This window comes from Microcoleus sp. D2_18a_B4 (assembly GCF_036702475.1).
GTDB lineage: Bacteria > Cyanobacteriota > Cyanobacteriia > Cyanobacteriales > Microcoleaceae > Microcoleus.
On record NZ_JAUBTL010000011.1, the window covers coordinates 121,783 to 143,786 of the forward strand.

23 protein-coding genes are annotated in these 22,004 nt (G+C 43.6%); 6 read left to right on the plus strand and 17 right to left on the minus strand.

All coding sequences use genetic code 11. From position 1 onward, the window contains the following. Positions 1-26: 26 nt before the first annotated feature. Entirely contained in the window at positions 27-2,204 is a 2,178-nt protein-coding gene (locus QUB04_RS09410) for a flavin-dependent dehydrogenase (protein WP_333283580.1), read from the minus strand. Positions 2,205-2,625: 421 nt separating this feature from the next. Here QUB04_RS09410 and QUB04_RS09415 point away from each other — a divergent pair, with 421 nt between their 5' ends. After that, entirely contained in the window at positions 2,626-4,059 is a 1,434-nt protein-coding gene (locus QUB04_RS09415; RefSeq protein ID WP_333283582.1) for a transposase, read from the plus strand. A gap of 116 nt (positions 4,060-4,175) precedes the next feature. Continuing rightward, positions 4,176-4,409 (plus strand): hypothetical protein, encoded by a 234-nt coding sequence (locus QUB04_RS09420; RefSeq protein WP_190662685.1) that lies wholly within the window; start codon positions 4,176-4,178, stop codon positions 4,407-4,409. Between the two features lie 187 nt (positions 4,410-4,596). On the opposite strand, the gene QUB04_RS09425 is transcribed toward QUB04_RS09420, so the two are convergent. Further along, on the minus strand, positions 4,597-5,208 hold the full coding sequence (locus tag QUB04_RS09425; RefSeq protein ID WP_333283584.1) for a hypothetical protein: 612 nt from the start codon (positions 5,206-5,208) through the stop codon (positions 4,597-4,599). A 111-nt stretch (positions 5,209-5,319) separates the two neighbouring features. Further along, positions 5,320-6,399, minus strand: a complete 1,080-nt coding sequence (locus QUB04_RS09430) for a M23 family metallopeptidase (protein WP_333283586.1) — start codon at positions 6,397-6,399, stop codon at positions 5,320-5,322. 148 nt (positions 6,400-6,547) lie between these two features. Between QUB04_RS09430 and QUB04_RS09435 the strand changes: the two genes are divergently transcribed. Continuing rightward, on the plus strand, positions 6,548-7,273 hold the full coding sequence (locus QUB04_RS09435; RefSeq protein ID WP_333283588.1) for a phosphatase PAP2 family protein: 726 nt from the start codon (positions 6,548-6,550) through the stop codon (positions 7,271-7,273). 10 nt (positions 7,274-7,283) lie between these two features. On the opposite strand, the gene QUB04_RS09440 is transcribed toward QUB04_RS09435, so the two are convergent. Together QUB04_RS09440 and QUB04_RS09445 are read right to left on the minus strand one after the other, a co-directional pair. Continuing rightward, positions 7,284-8,168, minus strand: coding sequence for an aspartoacylase (locus tag QUB04_RS09440; RefSeq protein ID WP_333283628.1), 885 nt, complete (start codon positions 8,166-8,168; stop codon positions 7,284-7,286). A 555-nt stretch (positions 8,169-8,723) separates the two neighbouring features. Continuing rightward, on the minus strand, positions 8,724-8,846 hold the full coding sequence (locus QUB04_RS09445) for a type II toxin-antitoxin system VapB family antitoxin (RefSeq protein ID WP_333283590.1): 123 nt from the start codon (positions 8,844-8,846) through the stop codon (positions 8,724-8,726). Positions 8,847-9,039: 193 nt separating this feature from the next. Between QUB04_RS09445 and QUB04_RS09450 the strand changes: the two genes are divergently transcribed. Together QUB04_RS09450 and QUB04_RS09455 are read left to right on the plus strand one after the other, a co-directional pair. Beyond that, positions 9,040-10,596: a leucine-rich repeat domain-containing protein gene (locus tag QUB04_RS09450; RefSeq protein ID WP_333283592.1), complete on the plus strand. Its 1,557-nt coding sequence runs from the start codon at positions 9,040-9,042 to the stop codon at positions 10,594-10,596. Between the two features lie 137 nt (positions 10,597-10,733). Beyond that, positions 10,734-12,176 carry a site-specific integrase gene (locus QUB04_RS09455; RefSeq protein ID WP_333283594.1) on the plus strand — a complete coding sequence of 481 codons (1,443 nt, stop codon included), beginning with the start codon at positions 10,734-10,736 and terminating at the stop codon, positions 12,174-12,176. Positions 12,177-12,374: 198 nt separating this feature from the next. Here the strand turns inward: QUB04_RS09455 and QUB04_RS09460 are convergent, their stop codons facing one another. The 12 genes from QUB04_RS09460 to QUB04_RS09515 form a co-directional block, all read right to left on the minus strand. Then, positions 12,375-12,602: a hypothetical protein gene (locus QUB04_RS09460; RefSeq protein ID WP_333283596.1), complete on the minus strand. Its 228-nt coding sequence runs from the start codon at positions 12,600-12,602 to the stop codon at positions 12,375-12,377. A 178-nt stretch (positions 12,603-12,780) separates the two neighbouring features. Continuing rightward, positions 12,781-13,047 carry a hypothetical protein gene (locus QUB04_RS09465; RefSeq protein WP_333283600.1) on the minus strand — a complete coding sequence of 89 codons (267 nt, stop codon included), beginning with the start codon at positions 13,045-13,047 and terminating at the stop codon, positions 12,781-12,783. Continuing rightward, complete coding sequence (locus tag QUB04_RS09470; RefSeq protein ID WP_333283602.1) at positions 13,040-15,013, minus strand: hypothetical protein; 1,974 nt, start codon at positions 15,011-15,013, stop codon at positions 13,040-13,042. The genes QUB04_RS09465 and QUB04_RS09470 overlap by 8 nt, the downstream gene beginning before the upstream one ends. 1 nt (position 15,014) lies before the next feature. Continuing rightward, positions 15,015-16,721, minus strand: a complete 1,707-nt coding sequence (locus QUB04_RS09475; RefSeq protein ID WP_333283605.1) for a hypothetical protein — start codon at positions 16,719-16,721, stop codon at positions 15,015-15,017. A gap of 80 nt (positions 16,722-16,801) precedes the next feature. Then, on the minus strand, positions 16,802-17,767 hold the full coding sequence (locus QUB04_RS09480) for a hypothetical protein (RefSeq protein WP_333283607.1): 966 nt from the start codon (positions 17,765-17,767) through the stop codon (positions 16,802-16,804). Positions 17,768-17,771: 4 nt separating this feature from the next. Next, positions 17,772-18,263, minus strand: coding sequence for a hypothetical protein (locus QUB04_RS09485; protein WP_333283609.1), 492 nt, complete (start codon positions 18,261-18,263; stop codon positions 17,772-17,774). Between the two features lie 71 nt (positions 18,264-18,334). Further along, entirely contained in the window at positions 18,335-18,526 is a 192-nt protein-coding gene (locus QUB04_RS09490; RefSeq protein ID WP_333283611.1) for a hypothetical protein, read from the minus strand. Further along, positions 18,519-18,896, minus strand: a complete 378-nt coding sequence (locus tag QUB04_RS09495) for a hypothetical protein (protein WP_333283613.1) — start codon at positions 18,894-18,896, stop codon at positions 18,519-18,521. Before QUB04_RS09495 ends, QUB04_RS09490 begins: the two co-directional genes overlap by 8 nt. Then, a complete protein-coding gene (locus tag QUB04_RS09500) occupies positions 18,863-19,285 on the minus strand; it encodes a hypothetical protein (protein ID WP_333283615.1) in 423 nt (140 codons plus the stop codon). Before QUB04_RS09500 ends, QUB04_RS09495 begins: the two co-directional genes overlap by 34 nt. Further along, positions 19,285-19,779, minus strand: coding sequence for a YkgJ family cysteine cluster protein (locus QUB04_RS09505; RefSeq protein ID WP_333283616.1), 495 nt, complete (start codon positions 19,777-19,779; stop codon positions 19,285-19,287). The genes QUB04_RS09500 and QUB04_RS09505 overlap by 1 nt, the downstream gene beginning before the upstream one ends. Before the next feature lie 3 nt (positions 19,780-19,782). Beyond that, positions 19,783-20,043 carry a hypothetical protein gene (locus QUB04_RS09510; protein ID WP_333283618.1) on the minus strand — a complete coding sequence of 87 codons (261 nt, stop codon included), beginning with the start codon at positions 20,041-20,043 and terminating at the stop codon, positions 19,783-19,785. Between the two features lie 4 nt (positions 20,044-20,047). After that, positions 20,048-20,698 (minus strand): hypothetical protein, encoded by a 651-nt coding sequence (locus QUB04_RS09515; RefSeq protein WP_333283620.1) that lies wholly within the window; start codon positions 20,696-20,698, stop codon positions 20,048-20,050. 126 nt (positions 20,699-20,824) lie between these two features. On the opposite strand from QUB04_RS09515, the gene QUB04_RS09520 reads away from it, so the two are divergent. After that, positions 20,825-21,733, plus strand: a complete 909-nt coding sequence (locus QUB04_RS09520) for a hypothetical protein (protein WP_333283622.1) — start codon at positions 20,825-20,827, stop codon at positions 21,731-21,733. The last annotated feature ends 271 nt before the right edge of the window (positions 21,734-22,004 follow it).

Genomic DNA, 22,004 nt, shown 5'->3' on the forward strand with positions numbered 1-22,004 from the left:
GATTAACTATGGATATTTTTAGCGAACTATTTGGTACTTAAGTCTTGCTCTTTTCTCCCCTTTCCCATGCCGTAGGTGAGAGCATAGCTGGTAGCCAACAGCCACAGCCAAACAGCCGGATACCGGGGCTCCAACCAAGGTTGTACCCTGCGGGCGAAGCTGGGAAGCCATCCGAACAGCAAACTGGCCAAAGCCAGCAGAGTAAAATTCAAGTAACTTCCCAGCCAGCGCCAAATATCCCCCAAGGTGACAAAATCTAAAATCCACAAGAGGAGAGAAGGGTTTTTTCCGGCTGCTTCGAGCGCCAGTCGATTGAAAGTTAGCCAGTCGGTTCTGTCTTTAATAAAAGTTTCGGCGACGGCGAGTTTTTGTGCTGCCAAAATACCGAAAAAGGTATTGAGCATTGAATTAATTCTTTGGGGTGGCAAACTGCTGCCGGTAGGAACCATCATGCCTTTAGAAAATAGCCAAGTTACTGAAACATTGCTCTGGTAGGCGCGAATTTGGTTTAAGTGATTTGCCGTCAACAAATTGTGCTTTAATGCTGTATCCAAAAGGTCTGTTAAGCGAAAAAGATTGCGGACAAGAGAGCCGAAGCCGGTGAAAACGAGGGGAGATTGCAAGGATGCTGCGTCGCCGATCGAGACTAGGCGATCGATCGCCACGGAGCGATCGCTGCTGTTGCTGCTAAAATGCCCCGGAATATAACCAAAGGTCGGTTTTTTCCACACCAATTTATCGACATCGCAGCGGCGGTATTCCGGCAAAATTGCGAAAAAATCCTCGTACATTTCCAGCAAAGAACCGGGGTTCTCTGGATGTACTTGGTGGTAGTGAAATAGATAAACTGTCAGTTCTGTGCCGGCGCCGGGAAACAACTCCCAAATGAGCTGGCGTCCGCGGGAAATGTCCCCGTGAGTGTGGAGTACATCCCCGTACTCGGAATCCCATATTCCCGGCTCAAATCCTCCGTCGATGACTGCTCCCACTGTCGGACAAACGCTGTCAAAAGTCCGCCCTTCGTTCAATTGCCAAGCGATGGGAGAAGCCGAACCCATTGCATCCACCAGCAGCCGTCCTAATGCAGTGCGATCGGCTTTTGTCGGCAAGTGGCGGCCCTGAACTACTACTTTTTCCGCTTCAACATCGGCTCTGATAAACTCAGTTTCGTCCCAGATTTCCCCGCCAGCTTCTGTTAGCTTCACTCCCGCTAAATTCAGCAATTTCTCTCCGTCCAAAGCTACATTTAGTACCTTGGGTGTGTGCAGAACTGGCGCTTTAGCCACGAGCGGATTGTTAGCATCAAAAAACTTGTTGTAGCCATCTTTGTATTCTCTGGCAATCAAAGTTTCGATTTCTGCCGCAGTAAATAAACCCAAATCAATTAAGCTTTGAATTTCATCCCGCGAAATATTCCACTCGCGATTCATCCGCCCGAAAGGCATTCGCTCAACTAGCAGCACCCGGTAGCCCAATCTCGCCATGACTGCGGCGTGAATCACTCCCAAGGCCCCGCCAATATAAATTAAGTCGTAAAAAGTATCGCCAGAATCAGACACCAAAATCGTGTCTTCTGCCTTCTTCCCTCTTGCTTCTGCCTTCTTCCCTCTTGCTTCTGCCTTCTTCCCTGTTGCCTCTTCCTTCAAAAACACTACTTGTTTTGGCTTTTGAGGATTGCGAGTGCTTTCGCGCCAACGCTGTTCCCACCAGTAGACGCGCTTGAGGTCGTATTCGCCATTCGGCATTTTTTGGAAGTATTTGACGGTCAATGGGTAATAGGGGGCAAGATCGTCAAAAATTGACTGTTTGGAGAGGTCTATGACAGGGGGTTCCCGGTAGCGATCGGGAAACTTGTTTCTCACAGCAAGATTCAGAGCTTCCAGGAACTTTCTTTCTCCAGCGGGGGCGTCTTCTAGACGAAAGACTTTTAAATAAGTTGTGCGTTGCAGTGACCAGACAAAGGTGGAAAGTTCTGTCGATCGCCAATTTTGGTTTCCTGAATTGGTGTCAGCCAAGGCGGGTTTTGGATTGGCCTTTTGAGTTCCAGACTTGAGAACCTCGGCTGTTGTGCCTGGTGAAAGCAGGCGAAAACCGTCAGGAGTAATAATTTTTTCTCCGATTCCGGGATCGAATTCGTGCTGCAACCAAGTGCAGACGGCTGCTGTATCTGGTGTCGGGACTTCTAGATAAAGAATTTCTTGCATGATTAGGCTCTCAATGCTGAATAAATTAATAAAGATGGGGGAGTTGACAAGGGAGCAAAGTAGGCTATACTCCCGAATACTTATTGAGTTTTAACTGTCAGCCGAGAAGTCTCTCGGTATATTTAGAGGGGAAACATCTGAGCGCAAGCGCGAAGTACCCCAAATAAATTACCGAGCGTGATGAAAGGCGCGTCGGTCGTCGCGGACGAAGACCGACAATTATACACCGTGAACACATTGAGTGATAATGTACCTCATGATTGTTGAAAAAGTTATAAACTCTCGCAGGAAATCTGTTTTTAAATTAACAACTTGCCAGAGACTTATATTGTTTACGAAGCTTGATTATTTCTTATTATCAGTATTGTCTTCGTGACCGACACCAACTATACTGTAAAAAGGTCGAAAAAGGAAGTTTCTTATGCAGCTAACTTACAAATACCGCCTTAAACCTACAAAAGCTCAACTAACAACCATTACAACACACCTAGAGCTTTGTCGCAGGCAATATAACTACCGACTAAGTGAAAGATTTAGATGGTGGGAGTCAACGAGAACGACTATTAACGCTTGCCCTCTGACTGCATCTATAGTTCCAATTGAAGAAGTCTATAAAAATATCCCTTTGACCAGGGTACAAACTAGAGATGGTAGAAAAAAAGATGAATTGGGTAATCCTTTAACGAAAACAGGTGATGTTTTCTCAAACGTTGAAGGCGGTTATGTGCAATGGCAAACCATACAGTTAGCTGACTTAAAAAACACCAAGAAGCTATTTTCTGATTATAAAAACCTAGATTCTCAGGTTTTGCAGGATGTGGTCAACCGAGTGGAAACTTCCTTTTCAAATTTTACAACACCGGACAAAAACGGCAATCGTAGAGGTCAACCCAAATTCAAGGGTTTCCATTACTACAAATCTTTTACTTACCCTCAATTGGATAATCTCGATATTATCAAGGATGAGCAAAATAGGATTTGTATTGACCTCAAAAAAATAGGTCAAGTACCGATGGTTTTTCATCGTCGAATACCGACAGGTTTCAAGGTTAAGACTGGAAGTGTTATCAAAGAAGCAGATGGGTGGTATATTTCCCTGACGCTAGAAGATACAACAGTTCCCGTAACGGTTGTAGAAATTCAACCGACCGAAGAAAACAGTCTCGGTATTGACTTGGGAATCACCAATTATGTCTATCTTTCCACTGGCGACAGAATTGAAAACCCTAGGTTCTTAAGGAAATCTGCTGAGAAATTAGCAAGACTTCAAGCGAAGCTAGCTAATAGAGTCAAGAATTCTAAACCTTGGCAAATTATCAAGGGTAAAATTTCTAAACTCCACCAATTTGTAGCCAGGGCAAGGCTGGATTTTCAATTCAAAGCAGCACATGAGTTATTTAGCAAATGTGATGTTTTAATAGTTGAAGGTTTGAGTATCAAGAATCTGACTAGACGCGCCAAGCCTAAGACTGATATTGAGAATGGTAACTTGGTTTATTTACCAAATGGGCAAGCTGCTAAAAGTGGTTTGAATAAATCAATGCTTGATGCGGCTCACGGTCAATTTGTGACCGTCCTCAAATATGTTGCTGGGAAATTAGGTAAGAGCGTTTTGTTTATAGATCCCAATGGAACTTCTCAACACTGCTGGAATTGCCTCAATAAAGTACCGAAAGAATTGTCTGCGCGGTGGCATTCCTGTCAGTGTGGAGAATCTTTGGATCGAGACGAAAATTCAGCTAAGCTGATCAAAAAGATTGGCCTGAATTACAAAAGTGGCGGGGGAACTTCGTCACTCAAAAAAGCCTTTGCAAAAAAGGAAAAAGAAGCCTGCGGTCTAACTGTACCCAGTTGACCGTCAGGTTCGTTCACATAAGTTTACAATGTTCTCAGATTTTTAGGTTTTCGATCGCTCTTGCTCTCGGTTGGCCCGCAGTGGCTGAATATCTACTCCTTTCGGTATGCAATCTCATGAATTATCCCATTCCTACGAATCCTCAAGAAATGATTGCTTTGCGACAGCAGCCGCTGAATGAAGAATTGGTGGCGTCGGCGATCGCGGGTGTGATTCAAATAGCTCGATCGCGATCTCAGTCTTTGGATGAATTAAAGGCTGAGGTACTAGCCGACGACAATCTGCTCGATTTTGCTCAGAGGCTATGGCTGAGCGACATTGTGGCTCAAGCTTGGAACAATTTGCCCTAAATTCTCCCCATCCAAACCACCCTCCCGAACGCTCGCGTTCGACGGGGAAGGATGAGCGATCGAGCCGGCGACAACAAGCTGATGAAAGCTACATTGTCCCGGAGAATTTGTGATCTTGTAAAAATTATGGTTAAGTCATTGTTAAATTTATCTATATTGAGCAAATTTCATAAGCTGGCTCCCAGTTTCATAGGTTAGCTGCATCGATCAAATATTTTAAGATGCCAATAATTTTACTAATATTATCAATAAAATAATCATTTAAATCAACTTCCATAATTTGATTGCTAAGCCGTAAAAATTTCCAATTTGTCCCTGTTGTGACCACCCCATATATTTCGGAAATATTATTGTTTCTTCTTTCATTAAAGATTTGAGCTGCAATCATTTCTGCCATACATTGTGGAAGTCCAGCTTGGATATTATCATTTTTAGCTTCAACCAAGGCGACAACCGGGGCTTTTATTAGCAGTTGTTCGGGAGAACGACTAATCAGAAAGTCACAGAAACCAGTTAATCCTTTTTCTAAATCTACATTAAACTCTTTGCCGGAAAAAAAGCTAATTTGATACTTAAACTGCTTTCTAACTTCTACTAAAATAGGTGTGACAATTAATTCTGAGCGAGCTTTTTCGGTATTAATTGCTAAAGCCAAAGAAATGTTTTCTTGCAGAGTTTGGCTGAGAAGCTCGCTATACTCGGCTTCTGGTAAATCGGCAAAAATACCAACTTTGTCAGCAATGGTTATGCCAAAGTTGGTTTCAATCATTTCTAGGTTGGTAAATTGGCTGTATGACATTTTTATTAGGAGGCAAGGAAAACTTGACCATCAAAAATGAAAAAATATTGTTTTTATTTTAACATATTTGATGCTCGTTTTCAAAGGAATTTGGTATGAGTAACTTAGCCACTAACGCAACTCAACTTCTCGCTTGACTTCTGTCAAAACTCGATCGCCCCGCGTCAACCGGTATTCTGCCCGCCAAACTCCGGGAATCAGAGGAGAGTTTGTACTGTTTCTTTTGCCGACATAACCCAACCAAGTGCGGCTGGGGGCTTTAATTTCATTGGTTTGATCGGCGATGGTTGTGCCGTTGGGTGCAAATAATTTGTATTGTTCGCGATCGCCCTTGAGCACTCCGTAACTTTGCACCCAAAACAACAAAGCTGGACTGTTTGCAGGGAGTTGAGTCTCTGAAAATTGTCCTTCCCAGACAGCGTTCATATCGGGTGGCTTATTGGCAAAACCGGCCCGAATTAAACCCGTGGAAATATAGTCGAGAGGCTTGTCCCAAATTGGGTTGCGGGCGATGTTGCAGCCTACCTTCGCGTCGGGGCCGACAAACGGATCTACGGGTTTGCCTTGATAGCGAAAAGTTACGTGTACGTGAGGGAAAGATGTATTCCCAGAGTTTCCCACCATGCCCAAAACAGTGCCTTTTTCTACCTGCGTACCCGGTTTGACGGCAACGCTGCCTTTGCGGAGGTGGCAGTATTGGGCTTCCCAACCTGCGCCGTGGTCGATTACCATGCCGTTGCCGCATTCTGTGCCTGCGATGCTGGCTTTGTCTGTCTCGTTTTGTAAACGCCGATCGACCACACCATCTCGTGCTCGCAAAACTTTGCCTGCTGCGGAGGCAATCACTGGAACTCCTTTTGCCATTGCTTTGGCGTCGGGAATGGCAAAGTCTGTGCCGTTGTGGCCGTCGTAGGTTTGGCGCCCGCAGCCAAAATCTACGGCGGTGGGGCCGGGTTCTCGATCGAAATACAGCATTACAAAACAGTCTTTGCCTAGGGTACAGTCGATCGGCTGGCCGAATTGCGGGTTGTTGGGCTTTTGGGCGACTGCGGTAGAGACGAGACGCTGGGCGATGGTGTTGGCTTCGGCGATCGGCGCACTTACTCCGCTGTTATTAGCACAGCTAGACAGACTTGTCAACCCCAAGGTCAACAAAATTGCCGAAATGTATTTTTTTGATAGTATAGTCATTCGCCCGTTGGATGTAAAAGCTGAGGTGGGTAGTGAAAAATCAATTAATGATTCAGAATAGAGGGGATCAAGAATCTAGACGATGGGTAAGGCGTTTTCGTTTCCTATATTTGTTGTATTATTTTGAGTTGGAAATTTTAAAATTTTAATGAGTTCAAGAATGGGTTCTAAAATTCGATCGCTCATTTCGATAATTCGGCTGGCCGGGCTTGCTGTTGCTGCTTTGGGGATGTGGGGATTTGCCACCATTGCCGAAGACGTGTTGGGAAAACAAAGTTACGCTTTCGATACATCTATTTTACTATATCTCAGGAGCCTTCACACTCCGCTGCGCGATGGAGTAATGCTGGGCTTTACCTTTTTGGGCGAGCCGAAGTTGCTCCTAGTGATTTGTCTGACTTTGGGTATTGTTTTGCTAGCGCGCAATCACCGATCGGAAGCCGCAACTATTGCGCTCGCGGCTGGGGGAGCGATCGGTTTAAATTTACTGTTAAAAAAACTTTTTGCCCGCGATCGACCTCAACTTTGGGAGCGCGTTGTTAATGTAACATTTTACAGTTTTCCTAGCGGTCACGCGATGATTTCAATGGTTATTTACGGTTTGCTAGGATATTTTTTGGGTGCACGCTTTCCCAAGCAGCGCTGGTCGATTTACAGCTTGACAGTTGTATTAATTGCTGCTATTGGTTTGAGCCGGCTTTACCTAGGAGTTCACTGGCCTACCGATGTTATTGCTGGTTATACGGCGGGTTTGGTGTGGCTGATTACCTGTATTATCACTTTGGAAATATGGAAGGAATTGCGTTCTTTTACTACGGCTTCTAAAGAGGAGTTTTTGTCACCCGAACCCTCTCCCGAAATAACTAATGACTAATGACTAATAACTAATAACTAACAACTATTTGCTTTTGGGTAAAACACATGGCAATTCCTTTTTCGTAGTAAGCAGCCTCGTTAATGAAAATGGGATAAACGGTTGATTTACCTTCATACAAGAGCGACTCACCATCCAAGGTTAAAAACATCGGATCGCCGGGATTCAGGGCTTGATAATCTCTGAATTGCAGATGAGGATGAATCATTGCCTGAATTTCTCTGTTCTCGTTTCTGGGATAGTCGATCGCCTTGATGGTGTGATAAATAGTCAGGGGATTCTTTGCAGCAGGCATTGTGCCTTGATTGTAGGATTCTACGCAGTCTAATATCGTGCCGACAACTTGCTCAGTTTGCTGAAATAAAGACGCATCTAATATCCCTTGCGGCACAGCACCAACTTCCAGCGTACCGCCTAATTCGGAAAGCGATCGCAGCACAGGACTATCATGATTCTGGGTTGTAGAAGCGAGTACCTTGAGGTGGGGATACACAGAGGTTAAATAAGCTGCTAGTTGCAGGTTAAATGGATGATGGCTGGCAAGAATAAATGTTAGCCCCATGTTGGATGTGGTGCTGTGCAAATCGATAATTAAGTTGGGCTGATGAGTGTTTTTTGAGCTAAAAATGCGGTAAATTTCTTTAGCCCGCTGCGCTTCATAGCTGGAGAGATGGGGATTTTCTAAATCTTGCTTTCTAAAGCAGCGGTTGAGGTCAATATCGATGTAGCGTGTCCCGATTTCGCAAGCTTTGGGATTGGCTAGCAGGGCGATTGTTTCAAAAGTCGATCGCCCAATTAACTCTGGCGCGCGATCGAATTTCTTGACGAGGTAAATTCCTGTGAGTTCGTTTCCGTGGGTTCCTCCCACTATGGCCACACGTTTAATTTGGTTCATAAACAAATAACTTTCTATCCCCAGCGTAGCACCATTTGTCATCTGTTGGTCAAACAAACCTGAGAAACCGGGTTTCTTGGTGTATTTATCGTTACCCAACTAAAAGCTTGTAGAAACCGGGTTTCTCGCCCCATGCGTGAATCTCAGAAACCGGGTTTCTCTCGATATTTCTCGTCACCCAACCAAAAAATTCATAGAAACCGGGTTTCTCGCCTCGATCCCAAAATTTCGGTCACAATAAAATGAAGACTACTCAGAGACAAAGGGCATGACGAGATCGCACTTATTGCAGTTAATCTACAAAGCCGCTGATGAAGGCCAGACAGAATTGGATTTGGCGGGGTTGGGGTTGGAGGAATTGCCACCGTTATTTCGGAGATAATGTTAGTATCGAGTAAATAATGCAGAGTCATTCAAAAATGACCTGGCGTCCTGCAAAAGTTCGCGCGAACTTATCCCCAAATTTCATCAGGATTTAAACCGAGTTCGTGCACTTGATATTTTTCACAAAATGCACGCTAGAGATTCTCCAAAACTAAGTTCGAGATTCTGTGGCTATTTGCGGCGTTGAATGTATTCGCGCAAGGCGATTTCCACTATAGTCTCGAACTCAATTTCTCCCTCAAGTTCGATCGCCTCTTGCAGCAGTGCCGTATCCACATTCAGGCTCGTCACCATTGGCTTTCCTCTTTTAACGGTTATTTTATTATAGTTGTGATGTCTCGCTCAGAAACCCGGTTTTTGCCCAGAAGACGCATGACAGTGTAGAAACAAAAAAAACCCGGTTTCTTTGATTGTGACGCGCGGGCAACTCCCCACCAAGCGAAAATTCCTGTCACAATAAAATGAACCCTACCGAGAGACAAAGGGCATGACGCGAGAGGAAGCAGTGCGGCGAATTGACCAAGCAGCCGAGGAAAAATTGACGGAACTGGATTTGTCGGGGCTGGACTTGGAGGAATTGCCGGGGGAGATTGGCAAGTGCACGCAGCTTGAGATGCTGGTGTTGGGGAAGTTCGATAAAGAGAAACGAGAATGGATTGGGAATAAGCTAACTGAGTTTCCTGATTCTGTTCTTCAATTAACTAACTTAAAAACACTTTCGCTTGTTGAAAATCAGATTACCTCCATCCCAGAAGCGATCGGGCAACTGTCCAATCTGAGAGACCTGAACCTCGGGAAGAATCAGATTACCTCCATCCCAGAGGATCTCGCCCAACTGTCGAATCTGACAAAGCTTTACCTGCATACCAATCAGATTACCTCCATCCCAGAGGATCTCGCCCAACTGTCGAATCTGACAAAGCTTTACCTCGGGAAGAATCAGATTACCTCCATCCCAGAGGATCTCGCCCAACTGTCGAATCTGACAGAACTTGTCCTCTGGAACAATCAGATTACCTCCATCCCAGAGGCGATCGGGCAACTGTCGAATCTGACAGCGCTTTTCCTCGATAACAATCAGATTACCTCCATCCCAGAGGCGATCGGGCAACTGTCGAATCTGACAGCGCTTCTCCTCGATAACAATCAGATTACCTCCATCCCAGATGCGCTAGGCAAACTGTCGAATCTGACAGAGCTTTACCTCGGTGACAATCAGATTACCTCCATCTCAGAGGCGATCGCCCAACTGTCCAATCTGACATGGCTTAACCTCAGTAACAATCAAATTACCCAAATCCCAGATGCGATCGCCCAACTGTCGAATCTGACACGGCTTTCCCTCAGTAACAATCAGATTGAAAAGATTCCTGAAGGCTTAGAAACACTGCCAAAACTTGAAAAACTCGACCTCCGCCACAATCCCCTGCCCATTTCTCCAGAAGTTCTAGGGCCCGCCAACCTGAACGAAGAGCCCGGTACTCCCGAAGCCATCTTCAACTACCTGCGCCAACTCCGCAGCGGCGAAGTCCTCCCCCTCAACGAAGCCAAAGTCCTCCTCGTCGGACAAGGAAGCGTCGGCAAAACCTCCCTGATCAACCGCCTCACCCACAAAAAATACAACCCCAACGAACCCCAAACCGACGGACTCAACATCACAGACTGGCAAATTACAGTCAACACCAAACCCGTCAAACTCAACATCTGGGACTTCGGCGGACAAGAAATCTACCACGCCACCCACCAATTTTTCCTTACCAAACGCAGCCTCTACCTCCTCGCCTGCAACTGTCGCACCAGCGAAGACGAAAACCGCCTCGAATACTGGCTGAAACTGATCGAAAGCTTCGGCGACGCTTCTCCCGTCATCATCGTCGGCAACAAGTGCGACGAACAACCCCTGGATCTCAACCGCAAAGCCTTGCGCGACAAATATCCCAACATCAAAGCGATTGTCGAAACCTCCTGCAAAAGCGGAACCGGCATCGACAAACTCCGCAGCGCCATCCACACGGAAATCTCCGAACTCAAAGAAGTTTACTAAAAACCTGTTATGCTATTCTAGAAAGTAGCCGCCAATGATAGGCGGCTATTCTCAGAAATACACACAAGTGCAAAAATCTAGAATCCGTCTAGAAAACCCAGAACCTTGACAAACCAATAGTTTCAGGAGAAACAACCATGAGAGCTGACAAACGTCCTCAAACCTGTGATGTTAGCGTTACCGCCGACGGCAATTCCTTACGACTTGGCTTCCCTAAGCGTCACACACCGTTGTGGGAACAGTTAAAGGGCAAATCCCTCAAAGGGAAGCCCAACTACCTGTACCTGACTAAGTACGGCTTTAGCGCTGACAATCCAGAGGACTGGAAACGAGCTACCCAGTTAGCGATCGCTATGGAAGCCGATCTCGATCACCCTGAATGGGAAAAACTGTTTGATCCTACCCTTGCCAAGTACGGCCTAGGGGGCGGTAAATACTCCAAGCTAGCTGACGTGCTCCAATTACCCGGCACAGTACAGGCTAATCCTGAGATTACCGTAAGGGAGATGTGGGAGGCTTACTTAGAATGGAAAAAAACCGTTGTAGAGGAAACAACATTCAAAGTCAGGTATGAGACACAATTCTCAAATTTGATTTACGGTAAAATCTGGAACAATCAAACTAAAGCATTTACTCAGTCAGGATTAAGCATTGATTTAATCCGATTGGATGACAAGCAAAATTTGATTCTAGTATTATCTAGAATCAAATCATCAAAAAAAACGTATTTTTTGTCTGAGTTAAGTCAGGCATTTGAGTTTTCCAAGTCTAAAGGCATACTGGTTAATCCGACTACTGAAAATCCTTTTACACTTGATAAGTTCAGCACACCCGCTGTTACAACGCAGCAAAAGTACGCTCCCAAAATAGTGAACGGAGAGGAAAAAGAATGGCATGAAGTGTTAGATGAAAAAGACCTTGAAAATGACCGTCGTGCCTTTACTAAGGAAGAATGCAAGATTATTATCAAGGCTTTTTACGAATCCAATTCTAAAGCTGTAATTCTGTATGCACCCTTAATCGAGTTTTACTTTTTAACCGGGTGTAGAACATCTGAAGCATTACCGCTAACGTGGAAGGATATCGATTTTGAACGGAATTTAATTCGGTTTAGCAAGTCGCTAGGCTCGTCAACAAAAAAGGTAAAAGAAACCAAAACAGGTGAGGTAAGACTTTTCTACTTTAGTGAGAATTCTCGATTAAGGGAGCTATTGTTAAAGTTAAAAAGTGAAAGTTCAAGCGAGTTAGTTTTTCCAAACAAAAAGGGGAAACACAGACTACAATCGAGCGTTGCACAAACTTGGAGAGGATACAAGCAAAAGAGAATACTCAAAGATGGTACTGAGACAGATTACTGGTATTTCGGAGTAGTTGCTCGATTAGTAGAGGAAGGCAAGATATCAGGCTATCTCTCCCTATATCATACCCGTCACACTTACATCACGCTTACAGCACAGGCTAACAGCCACAACAACAATGCACTACTGCATATTGCTACTTCCTGCGGTAACAGTGTAGATGTAATTCTCAGGCACTATCTGGGAGTAAGTGAAGAAACTAGAATCGTAGAAGCTTTTTAGCCCCTACTCACCCCTACCTACCGCCCCCCTTAATAAGGGGGGTTTTTTATTGGCTATTTTTTACCTTGCCTGTTTGTGTCTCTGCCTGTATTTTCTGGCATAGCCGCCAACTGTAGGCGGCTATTATTAAAAATAGGCGGCTACACAATAAAAAACCCGGTTGTTACACCGGGTAAAACCCTAACCTTGACAAATCAACTACACAACCGGGGGAACCGTCTGATCCGACATCTGAGATACTAGCTCTTGTAGTTGAGACTGGGTAACACTCTCGTCTGTCACGTCCAAACCGCTTTCTTCCTCAAGTTTAGCAATTCGTTCCGAAAGAATAGCGTCCCTTTGTACCAACATCTTAAAAGCCTCGATTATTAGTGTCCAAACGTTCATTGTGACTGCCTTTGTCTGTACTGGTGATGTATCAACCATAACGCACTTACCTTGCCTTAACGCGGCAAAAACTACGGCTATCACGGTAGAACAAAAAATCAATGTATTATTTTATACCAAATATTTAAAAGTAGGAGAGACTGCGTTAGCCATTGCCTTCATTTTTACAAGTAGCCGCCAATGATAGGCGGCTATTCTAGAAAATACACTAAGAAACTTACTTTAGCTTTTTCTCTTTGAGTTTTTTGACTATCTCCTTTAACTCTGGTTTCATATCACTCTTTTTGGGATTGATACCCATTGCATCCTTGACTAAAAAGATATCAAGCGATTTCAGTTTAATCAGTTCATCCTTCTTTCTGAGAAATTCCTCTCGAATTGCACCCTTACCGGCAATCTCTCTCTGTTGTGCAGTAGTTGTTCTAGGGGAGGTAGTTCTACCGCTTGAGCTTGTACGTCCCCCGCCACTGATTGACTTAGCCATTATTCCTCAATGCCTCGTTAATTGATATCTGGCCCGGCTTAAACTGCCAGCGCACAATTGGTATCTTACTGGGATTCAGCATTTTACCCAGCACTTCCTCTACTTGCGCGTCCGTTTTAAGATTTGATGTTTTCAGTTTTTTAGGTTTACTGCCTCCAAAGCCTTTATGATTTTCGTGAACCGTAAAACACACTGGTACTTCCTCTGGAACAGCCTCTGGCTCGATACCAATTGCATCGGCTACAAATTCAACTTTTCTTCCTGTTTCTGCAATAGCACCCATTATCTGTACCAATTGCATTATTGCGGCTACTTCAAAGCGTTGAGTGCTATTGCCATCACTCATACTCTCAGCCATCATCTCGTATATTTGTCCTGCCCATGCGGTAGCATTTACATTTTGCCATTCACTGCCTAATGGTTGACTTTTAGGATTAAGTATCAGCCCGTTAGCGAGCATTCTAAATAGAGCTTGAGTAATTGCATAGTAATCAATGCAATTATCATTCCCCTTTCCTCCTGGTACGAGGAAGGCGTTGCTCACCGGAAATTTATTTTTTTTAAGTTTAGCAATACCAAGGTATTTATAAATTTCTTCTACTTTGTCGCAGCAGTCCATAGGTTTGTTGGTTTGTTGAGGATGGTTAGGTAGTTGAGGTGAGAGTTTTACTTGAGGCTCAAGCGGTACGACTTTACATACCCGATATCTATTTCTACGTGTTCCGCTAATGTTTGAGACATTATTATGTGGTTTTGGATTTTCTTGACGTATCCAGTCAGCAATTGCATTTTGTGGTCCCCTAAATAAAAATCCTTGAGTACCCTCGCCGCCGCTACCTTGAAAATCCGTCGGAGAGGCTGAGGATGAAGCTACTTCTTGGTAGGCAAAATTTCCGTTTGACGACCAGACGTTACAGCCTACCAGACTAAACGATCGGTACGGAGTGTAATTATACACAACACTAGCGCGGGAACCATTGTTGTATCGATCGTAAATAACGGGATATTCAGGTTTAGTGCCTATTGTAACTACTTTGACTATAACGTCCGTCTTAAAATAAACCGTGCTAATGTCTACATTTCCATTTGGTAATCTGTTGTTAGTAAGTCCCCCCCCTTCTGCGTAGCATCTTGTCGAAGTAGATGTCGTGTGGCCGTTGTCAAAATACCCAGATAATACGTCGTATACGCCGTGACTAACAGAACTTGAAACAGCTTGTCCGCAGACTAACACATAGGCAATTCCATTGCCTTGCAATAGATTTGTATTGTCCTCAAAAGTTTCACCTCCGAAAGTCTCGTCTCTTTCTTTGTAAGGAATTAATTCATCGGGAGTCATCGTATTTACTTGGGGAGGGGAGCCAGTTGGGGGGGGGGGAGGTACATTATCTTCTTCACCTGGGGGAATTATTGGCGTCGGTTCTACGATTATTTCTTTTTGCTCTACCCCTGGTTGAAAGCCTATCCCTATCTCCCCCCCTGGGAGCCTGATGCTAATGCCTCCACTAATCCCCCCTTTTTCATCTTTAGCAACATCAACTGTCACCCCCAAAATCGTTACTGCTAATCCCCCACCGCCCTGTCCGATTTTTCCTTCAATCCCAAAACCCGCTACATTTACACCTCCACTCGCTGATTTCAGGGTAGTAGAGCCGTCAGGATTAAAACCAATTTCAGCTCCTATATTTACTCCTAACTTGCCTCTCGTTGAGCCCACGCCCGCACCAATAGATAGAGTATTTTTTGATTCATCTCGATTAATTGAAATACCTTGCGCGGGTAATAAGGATTCTAAGTCTACTTTTGCCCTACCTTCAATAGTGATACCTGCTACAGAACCTAGTTCGCGAGCTATCCCTAACTGAGTAGAGTTGGGAGTGTTTTCGCTGGCATCATTTTTTCTAGCTAAGCTAGGCTCCGACGGCTTGCTTAAGTCGGGTGATTTTCTAAGGTTAAGGCGGGGCATATTAAGTACCTATTAACCCATGACTTCTAAGGGCATTCTCCAGAGTATATAGTCTTCTAGATACCTCTAGCAAGGTAGCCGTATCTGATGAAAAAGCGCCCTTATTGGTCGTTCCTGTAGGTGCAGTCCACCCAAGATTCCTCGCTCCTATTACTTTAATTCCGGCTACTTGAAATTGCGTCCCTTGAATACTACTTCCCGCAAAAATAGCTCCTGCGGTTCCAATGCCACCCCCAACGGTTAACGCTCCTGTGGCAGTAGAAGTTGAAGCAGTTGTGCCGTTAACAATGAAATCTTTAGAACAAGTAATAGTTTCATTAACATCTATTGTAATTGGAGTGACAAAAGCCCCTACTTGCGCGCCTGATGCTGCTCCAGAGTTGGGAGTTAATCTAAATCTCACTTGACCTGTCGGCAATAGCTCCAACGTACAACCAAAACCAATATTTTGATACCTGTAACCTAAAGTTGCTGTAGAAGAAGAATATAAATTAAAAGATAAACATTTTCTGTCATAAACTGCTGTACTACTCTCGAATCTTCCCGTAGTGTCAGCCGAAAAAGAAGGGGCTACAACAATAGATGTAAATGTTTTGGCTCCTCCAATAGTTTGATTGCTGGCTAAATCTACAAAATTTTGAGTAGCACTGTTTGTTCCTCCATTAGCTATTGGCAAACTACCAGTAACATCGGTAGCTAAATTAATTTGACCCAATAACACATTAGTTCCATTGCTTCTTAATACTCTATTAGCTGTTTGAGGTCCCGCGATATTATTTAACGCTGTTTGTCTATTAGCCAAATCGGATAAATTGCTTCCAGCCGCTAACTGCAAGGAATCAATTAGATTGCCTAAGCCCACCATTGTAGCAGTAATTCCACTAACAGGTCCAGTAAAAGTAGGTGAAACTAATGGGGCTTTTTGCGCTAAAGAATTAGTAATAGTAGTGGCAAAATTAGCGTCATCCGATAATGCTTGTGCTAATTCATCTAAAGTATTTAATGCTTCCGGTGCGCTACCAATTAAATTAAATATTGCAGTATCAATGTCAGATGGTTTAGCAAAGCGAGATTGCGGTATCTGTTGCACTGTACCTGTAGTCGTATCCCGTCCCAGTAAGGTGTTAGCTGGTAATTCCGTCAGCCTACCGTCAATTGCAAGTTTAAGTGTTTCTAGGTCAAGCCTTAATTGTTCTATCTCGTTATTTTTTTTTTCGCTTTCAATCCTAATTGCAAACTCTAATTCTAAAAAATCATTATCTTTCAGCAGTCCGTATCCGTAATCTACAAGTTGAATTGCTATTTCGTCATTTTGTTCAAGGATGCGAACCGAGCGCTGCGCGAGGTATGGATTCAACAAATCAAAGTAATCTTTACGTCCTCGATTTACCATAATAATTTCAGCCTTTTCCCTCCATCCCGTTTCACCAGATTTACGGGTAAGTAGTTTTAAGCCAAACTTTTGGGACGCATTCTCCGCAGATGTAAATTTAGCAAGTTTTTCAGCCTCGGTTTCATCACCGTCAAAATCAGGGAAGCGAAAAAGTTGAAACGATGCCAGAGATCCGTTGCAGTAGATGGCTTCTAAATATATCCCTAATTCATCATCTGGATCGATAGTTGCGCTTCTAAGGTGAAATACTTCGTTAATCCCTGTGGTAGTGGTTGGTTTAATAGAATAGGGAAAAGTTCGTGTTTTCACGCCCATTGGTTTTACCGTGTATTTGTGTGTATTTCTAAAAGTAGCCGCCTACTCTAGGCGGCAACTTGTGGAAAAGGACTGAAAAACTAGGTCATTACAACGAATTCATTGAATCCGTCGAGCGCACCTTCTTTAAATCCTTCTAAAAAATTGCCTAAATCTGGATTACTCTCAGTAATTTTTTCTATCTTGTCATCAATTTTTTGATTGATAACGAAGGATTGTCCGTCTTGCAGTCCCCAATTGGTAATTTTATCATCAATTGCTTTTATACCTGTTCTAATGTTTTCGCGAGCGTATTTCCTCAAGTTCATGTAGCCGATTTTAACGGCTAAATTTCGTGCGTATCGAATAAAAGCATTGGTTAGGTTTGATAACTCATCAATCAGTTCCTCAGTGATAGAGTTCCCTGTGTCTTGCTCAGCTTGAATTGCTACCGCAGCCGCCCCGGTGATGTTTATTTTTAGCTTAGGATTAGATTTACCACCACCCAAAAACAAACCTACAAGTAACCTGCCGACACTCTCTCCGAAAGTATTCATAAATGAAGAGTGAACTGCCTTTAATTCAGCAAGAATAGCATTATCACTTTGTAACCAATCCACATTTAGAATTGTATTTGTAGTGCCTACTATCGCTTGCTGTAGTGTGGGTAACATTGCCCCTAGCGCAACCCCGCCTAACTTAACACTTCCTAAAGCGCTCCACATTGACGCTATACCACCGCTAGCTAGGGCTGTTAACCCGGTAGCACTACCAATAAACCAACCCGCAACCGCGACCGCCGCACCGCCGGCTAGAAAACCCAACGGATCATTTTTTAACCATTGCCCAAACAGATCCCAGTCGCCACGTGCGATCGCACCAAGTAACTCTTTGCCTCCCTCCCATATTTTTTTCCCAAACTCAACAACCGTCTGTACTCCCTTCTTGATAGCTCCCACTACCGCACTTGCGGTATCCTGTAACCATTTGCCAGGGTTTATCCCCTCGGTTGAAAAAGCGAGAGCGCTATCTTCGATCGTTACTCCCCAAGTTTTAACTTCAGTCATGTTTTTAAGTCAGCAACCATTCTGTTGCTGTTTCAACAATTGAACCATTTGTACCCATGCCAACACTGTACGGTAGTACAATTCTACCCGCGTACTCAAGGGAGTTGTAGTCAAAACTCAATGTGCAGTTAGTTAGGTTGTTAGGATTTTTAGCTGACTGATTTTGCAAGTAGATGATGTAGTTTACGGTATCGATAAAATATTGGCTTAAAAATGTCGCTTTTATCGTTCCAGGAGGTGAACCGATAATAAAAGTAAGCGTGGGCAAGTAAGGAGCAGCGCTTGCAGAAAAAATACCCGTTGAACTGTCGTAAGTGACCGCACCTGGTATCGTAAAATCTCCTTCTAAAACTTGCTCATCACTTTTGGTGACATTGAATCGTTGAGTAGTCAACCCCTTTTCGGCACTGTTAATCAGGTGTACCAATTGCCACAACTGGCCCTCGATCGTGGTTGCATTGATCGTTGAGCCTGTACCCGGTGTGATTGTTGCCATGTTTTACCTTCATTTTTAACAATAGCCGCCTATAATTGGCGGCTAAGCCAGAAAATACACATAAAGACTGACTAACTACCCTTAACTTTAGTCGCTAGTGCGATCGCAAAACCGAACAAAGTAGTTGCCAGTGTCGTTAAATTTACGGGTGCATCTCCCGTCGCCTTAAGCCCGATCGCTAGACTACTAAATGTGACCGCTACGGCGCTTGTACAAAGTGAAAACATCAGAAAGCGATAGGCATAGCGGTCAATCTCAAGCATCTTCTATTGTCCATCCTGTTTTTTTAGGGATGTTTTCACCTGGGAAACCCGCGCGATCGTGCAATACCCCGTCTCGCACAAGTACCCCTTTAATATCCCGAATGTCACATTTTAGTACCCCTAATTCAACAACTAAATTATCGATATTCTGCTGCATCTTTCTCCCGTAGTTGAAATTGTGTTTTTCAACCTGAAGGGATAAGTTTTCCAGACGGGTACTGTATTTCGACATAGCAAAAGCAAAGCCAGCCGTTGCAGCACCACCACCCCCACCAATAATTAAAATGATTATTTCTAGTAAATCCTTTGTTGTCACTTCAGTTTGTTTCTCCGGTGTTAGTGCACTAAGTATCTCAGCTTTAAAGTCCACGGAAAAACCGCCTCCGGTGTGTCCATCGCAGCTTTTTTAAAAGTTTGATACCTGAATCCAGGGACTCTAGTTACCACATTAGATGCTTCATTGATAAATTCCTCTGGTACGGGACTCCGTATAATTTGTGCACCTGGTTTTAGATATATTCTTTTTGCCTGATTTTCGCTAACATCAAAAACACCGTTTCGGCGATAGTAAAAATTTAACAAACAGTAACTTTTAAACCTTCCCGTACTGTTTGTTTCCCAAGCGCTCCAATCGAGTTCAAACTTTACCTCAAATAGTTTTCCCCCTAAAGCACCTGATGAAAATAATTGCCAAGTCGGTAAAGCAAGTAAAGTACCAAAATCAAACCATCGGGAATCATCGGAAAATATGTCAACCATCACACAAAAGATTGCCTATTAACTCGATTACCAAGCTTCCATCCTCTTACATCCGCACCTTTAGTACAATGAAAAGCCTTACAAGTATCTGGGCGATTCTCGTAAATGTTGCAAGTACGACTCTCTCTGTTTAAACATTTACAGAAACCATCTGCGCTGCGCTGCATAGTAATTTCTATTTCCGCATTAGGCGATATATCTACCGGGTAGTTAAAATTAAGCAACTCTTCAGGTAGTACAGTAGTACCGATTAACGCGCAGCATTGTGCTTGACAGTACGGTAACGCATCTATACAGTCACAATCAAATTGCAACCATACAGCATCAGCGCCCAGTTCTAGCCTAATTTCACCCGTTTTAATGCCATCTTTAAAAAACTCCTTTAAAACAGATTGGTGTGCAATTGTCGGAAATTGATTTTCTGTTATTGGTAATTGACTGGGACGATAATCGCCGTTTGCCTGAATTTCTGCTAAGTCATTAAGTGTTAACACGTTTTACCTCAAATGAACAACCGGGGTGGATTGCAAGTTTTCCTCGATTTTGTCAAGGTAATTATCAATATCTATATTTAAAAATTCTACAAATTCCAAATAATCGGATATTGATAATTTTCCTTGCAACAAATCGTTTAAAGCCGTTCTTAATACAGCAGAACGATGCAACTCTAATTCAAATTCCTCCTTTGACAAATTGAGAGGTATCCACAGCTCTAGCGAGCTGGATAAGCTATTAAGAATTTGAACCGAATTTATCATCCTATTATGTTCCAGAAGTAGCTTCTTTAGCAGGAGAACCCCACTCTTCAGGGACAAAAGTAATACTTGTTGCGCCTGCTCCTTTAGCTTTAGTGCTAAGAACTTTCATTTGCTCTCGGTACTCATTTTGATCGTCTTTCCCAACAATAGCGCCAAAAGGTAGCGTGTAACTTTTACCAACTTTAGTTTTGTACGAACGTTTTGTGATTCCCGAAATTCTAGGTTGTGCAACTGCAGTTGCACCGCCATCAGGTACAAAGACTTTCATTTGTGCAGGGTAATAGGCTGCATCGACTTGATTAGCTGGATCGTCAAGCGCGTATCCAATGTCAGCATTACTTATTTTGCCACCACCCGTGCGCCAGTCATTAGAAAATTTACTAATGTTTGCTCTGTATCGCTTGCTTGCGGTAGTTGCAGCGCTCGCATCAGGGCCGCCAAATGGAGCTAAAGAGTATGAAACTAACTTGCGCGCATCAGGTGGGATCGTACCTCCATTGCGTTTGTTGACGCCAGTCTTATATTTTAGATAATTGTCCAAGACGCTTCCTGTGGTAGGCGTAGCACCCGCTACTTTAAGAGCCCGTTCTAAAAAAGAAAATTGCCGTTTGTTTCTAGGCATGGCTAAATATACTCTGATTTCTGCTTTTAACAATATAGCTTGTGATTATTGGATTTATTACGGTGAACCACCGTCCTAACCCTATTAGGGTTGAAATTTATTACGGTGGATTACGGTAACACGCTAAACTTGATTAAAAGTTTTTATTTTATTCTATTTATGCCTCAAAAACCCCCAAAAAAACCTCTCACTCTCGGTGATGACGAACCATCCCTGCTTTTTGCAGTTAACGAACTGCTTGCTACTAGTGGTATCGATTTTGAGGAATGGTGGAAAGAGTTTTCTAAGCCGCCAACCGACAAAGCACAGAAAGAGTCTTGGTCTAAACCAAAATACATAGACGTTGTGCCTAAGAGTAAAGAAAGAGTAGGACGGTGGATTAAATACTTCCCAAACGAAAAAGACACAACTACTAGCTACATACTTTCGGGTACTGCCCGCGATATTATCTACCACATCACTGCTATTGGCTATCAGCAAAGCGCAAGTGTTGGCAGTGTACCCGGTAAAAATAGTAAACCACCTCTACGCGGCTTCCCGTTGATTGAACTTTACTTTGTCAGCCCTGACAAAAAAGTAGGGGTTAAATGGGTGAGATGCGCGGGTTACACCGACGATCCGAAAATCGCTCAAACCAAACTTGCAAAACTGGTAACACCCGCAGATATCAAAGGTTGGGCAAACAAAATTAAAACTATTTTTGGTGACACTAAGTATGTCTGGAAAAAGGGTAAAGAGTGTTTGTCTTATAGTGGTCAAATTGCCCGACTACAAGGCCTTGAAGGATATGCTTATGTCAGAAACAAAGAAGACGGGATAGCTTTGTTCACGGCGATACTGAAAATATTTGACGCGACACCAGACAAAGATGGGTTCAACGAAAGTGAAAGCACTTCTGCCACTAAGTATGCAAAACAGACTAAGGAAATAATTGTGGTAGGAGAGAAAGTCAAGCCTGATGAACGTCGGCCACTGGCTGATTGTGAGTTCGATCGCGCCGTGCTTAAGCTACCGCTCTTGAACAAACCTATCCCTCTAGTCAAGAAAAATGTGGTGCTTTACAAGTAAGAGTATTTGCTAGTATTTGTGTGTATTTTCTGGCATAGCCGCCTATCATTGGCGGCTACTTGTAAAAATAGACTTAAAATGACCGATTTTGAGACTTGACGTGAAGTGAGTTTTAGTGCGATCGTCAAAAATAGAGAAAGCAACACAGCCACCGGGTTGGCGCCCGATGACTGCTGTTTTCTCAATTGCTCACACAATTGAGAATAATATTATGTCACAAAAATCCGTTACGGGTTCCCCACGATCGACTTCTCTTAAGTATTCGTGGGAT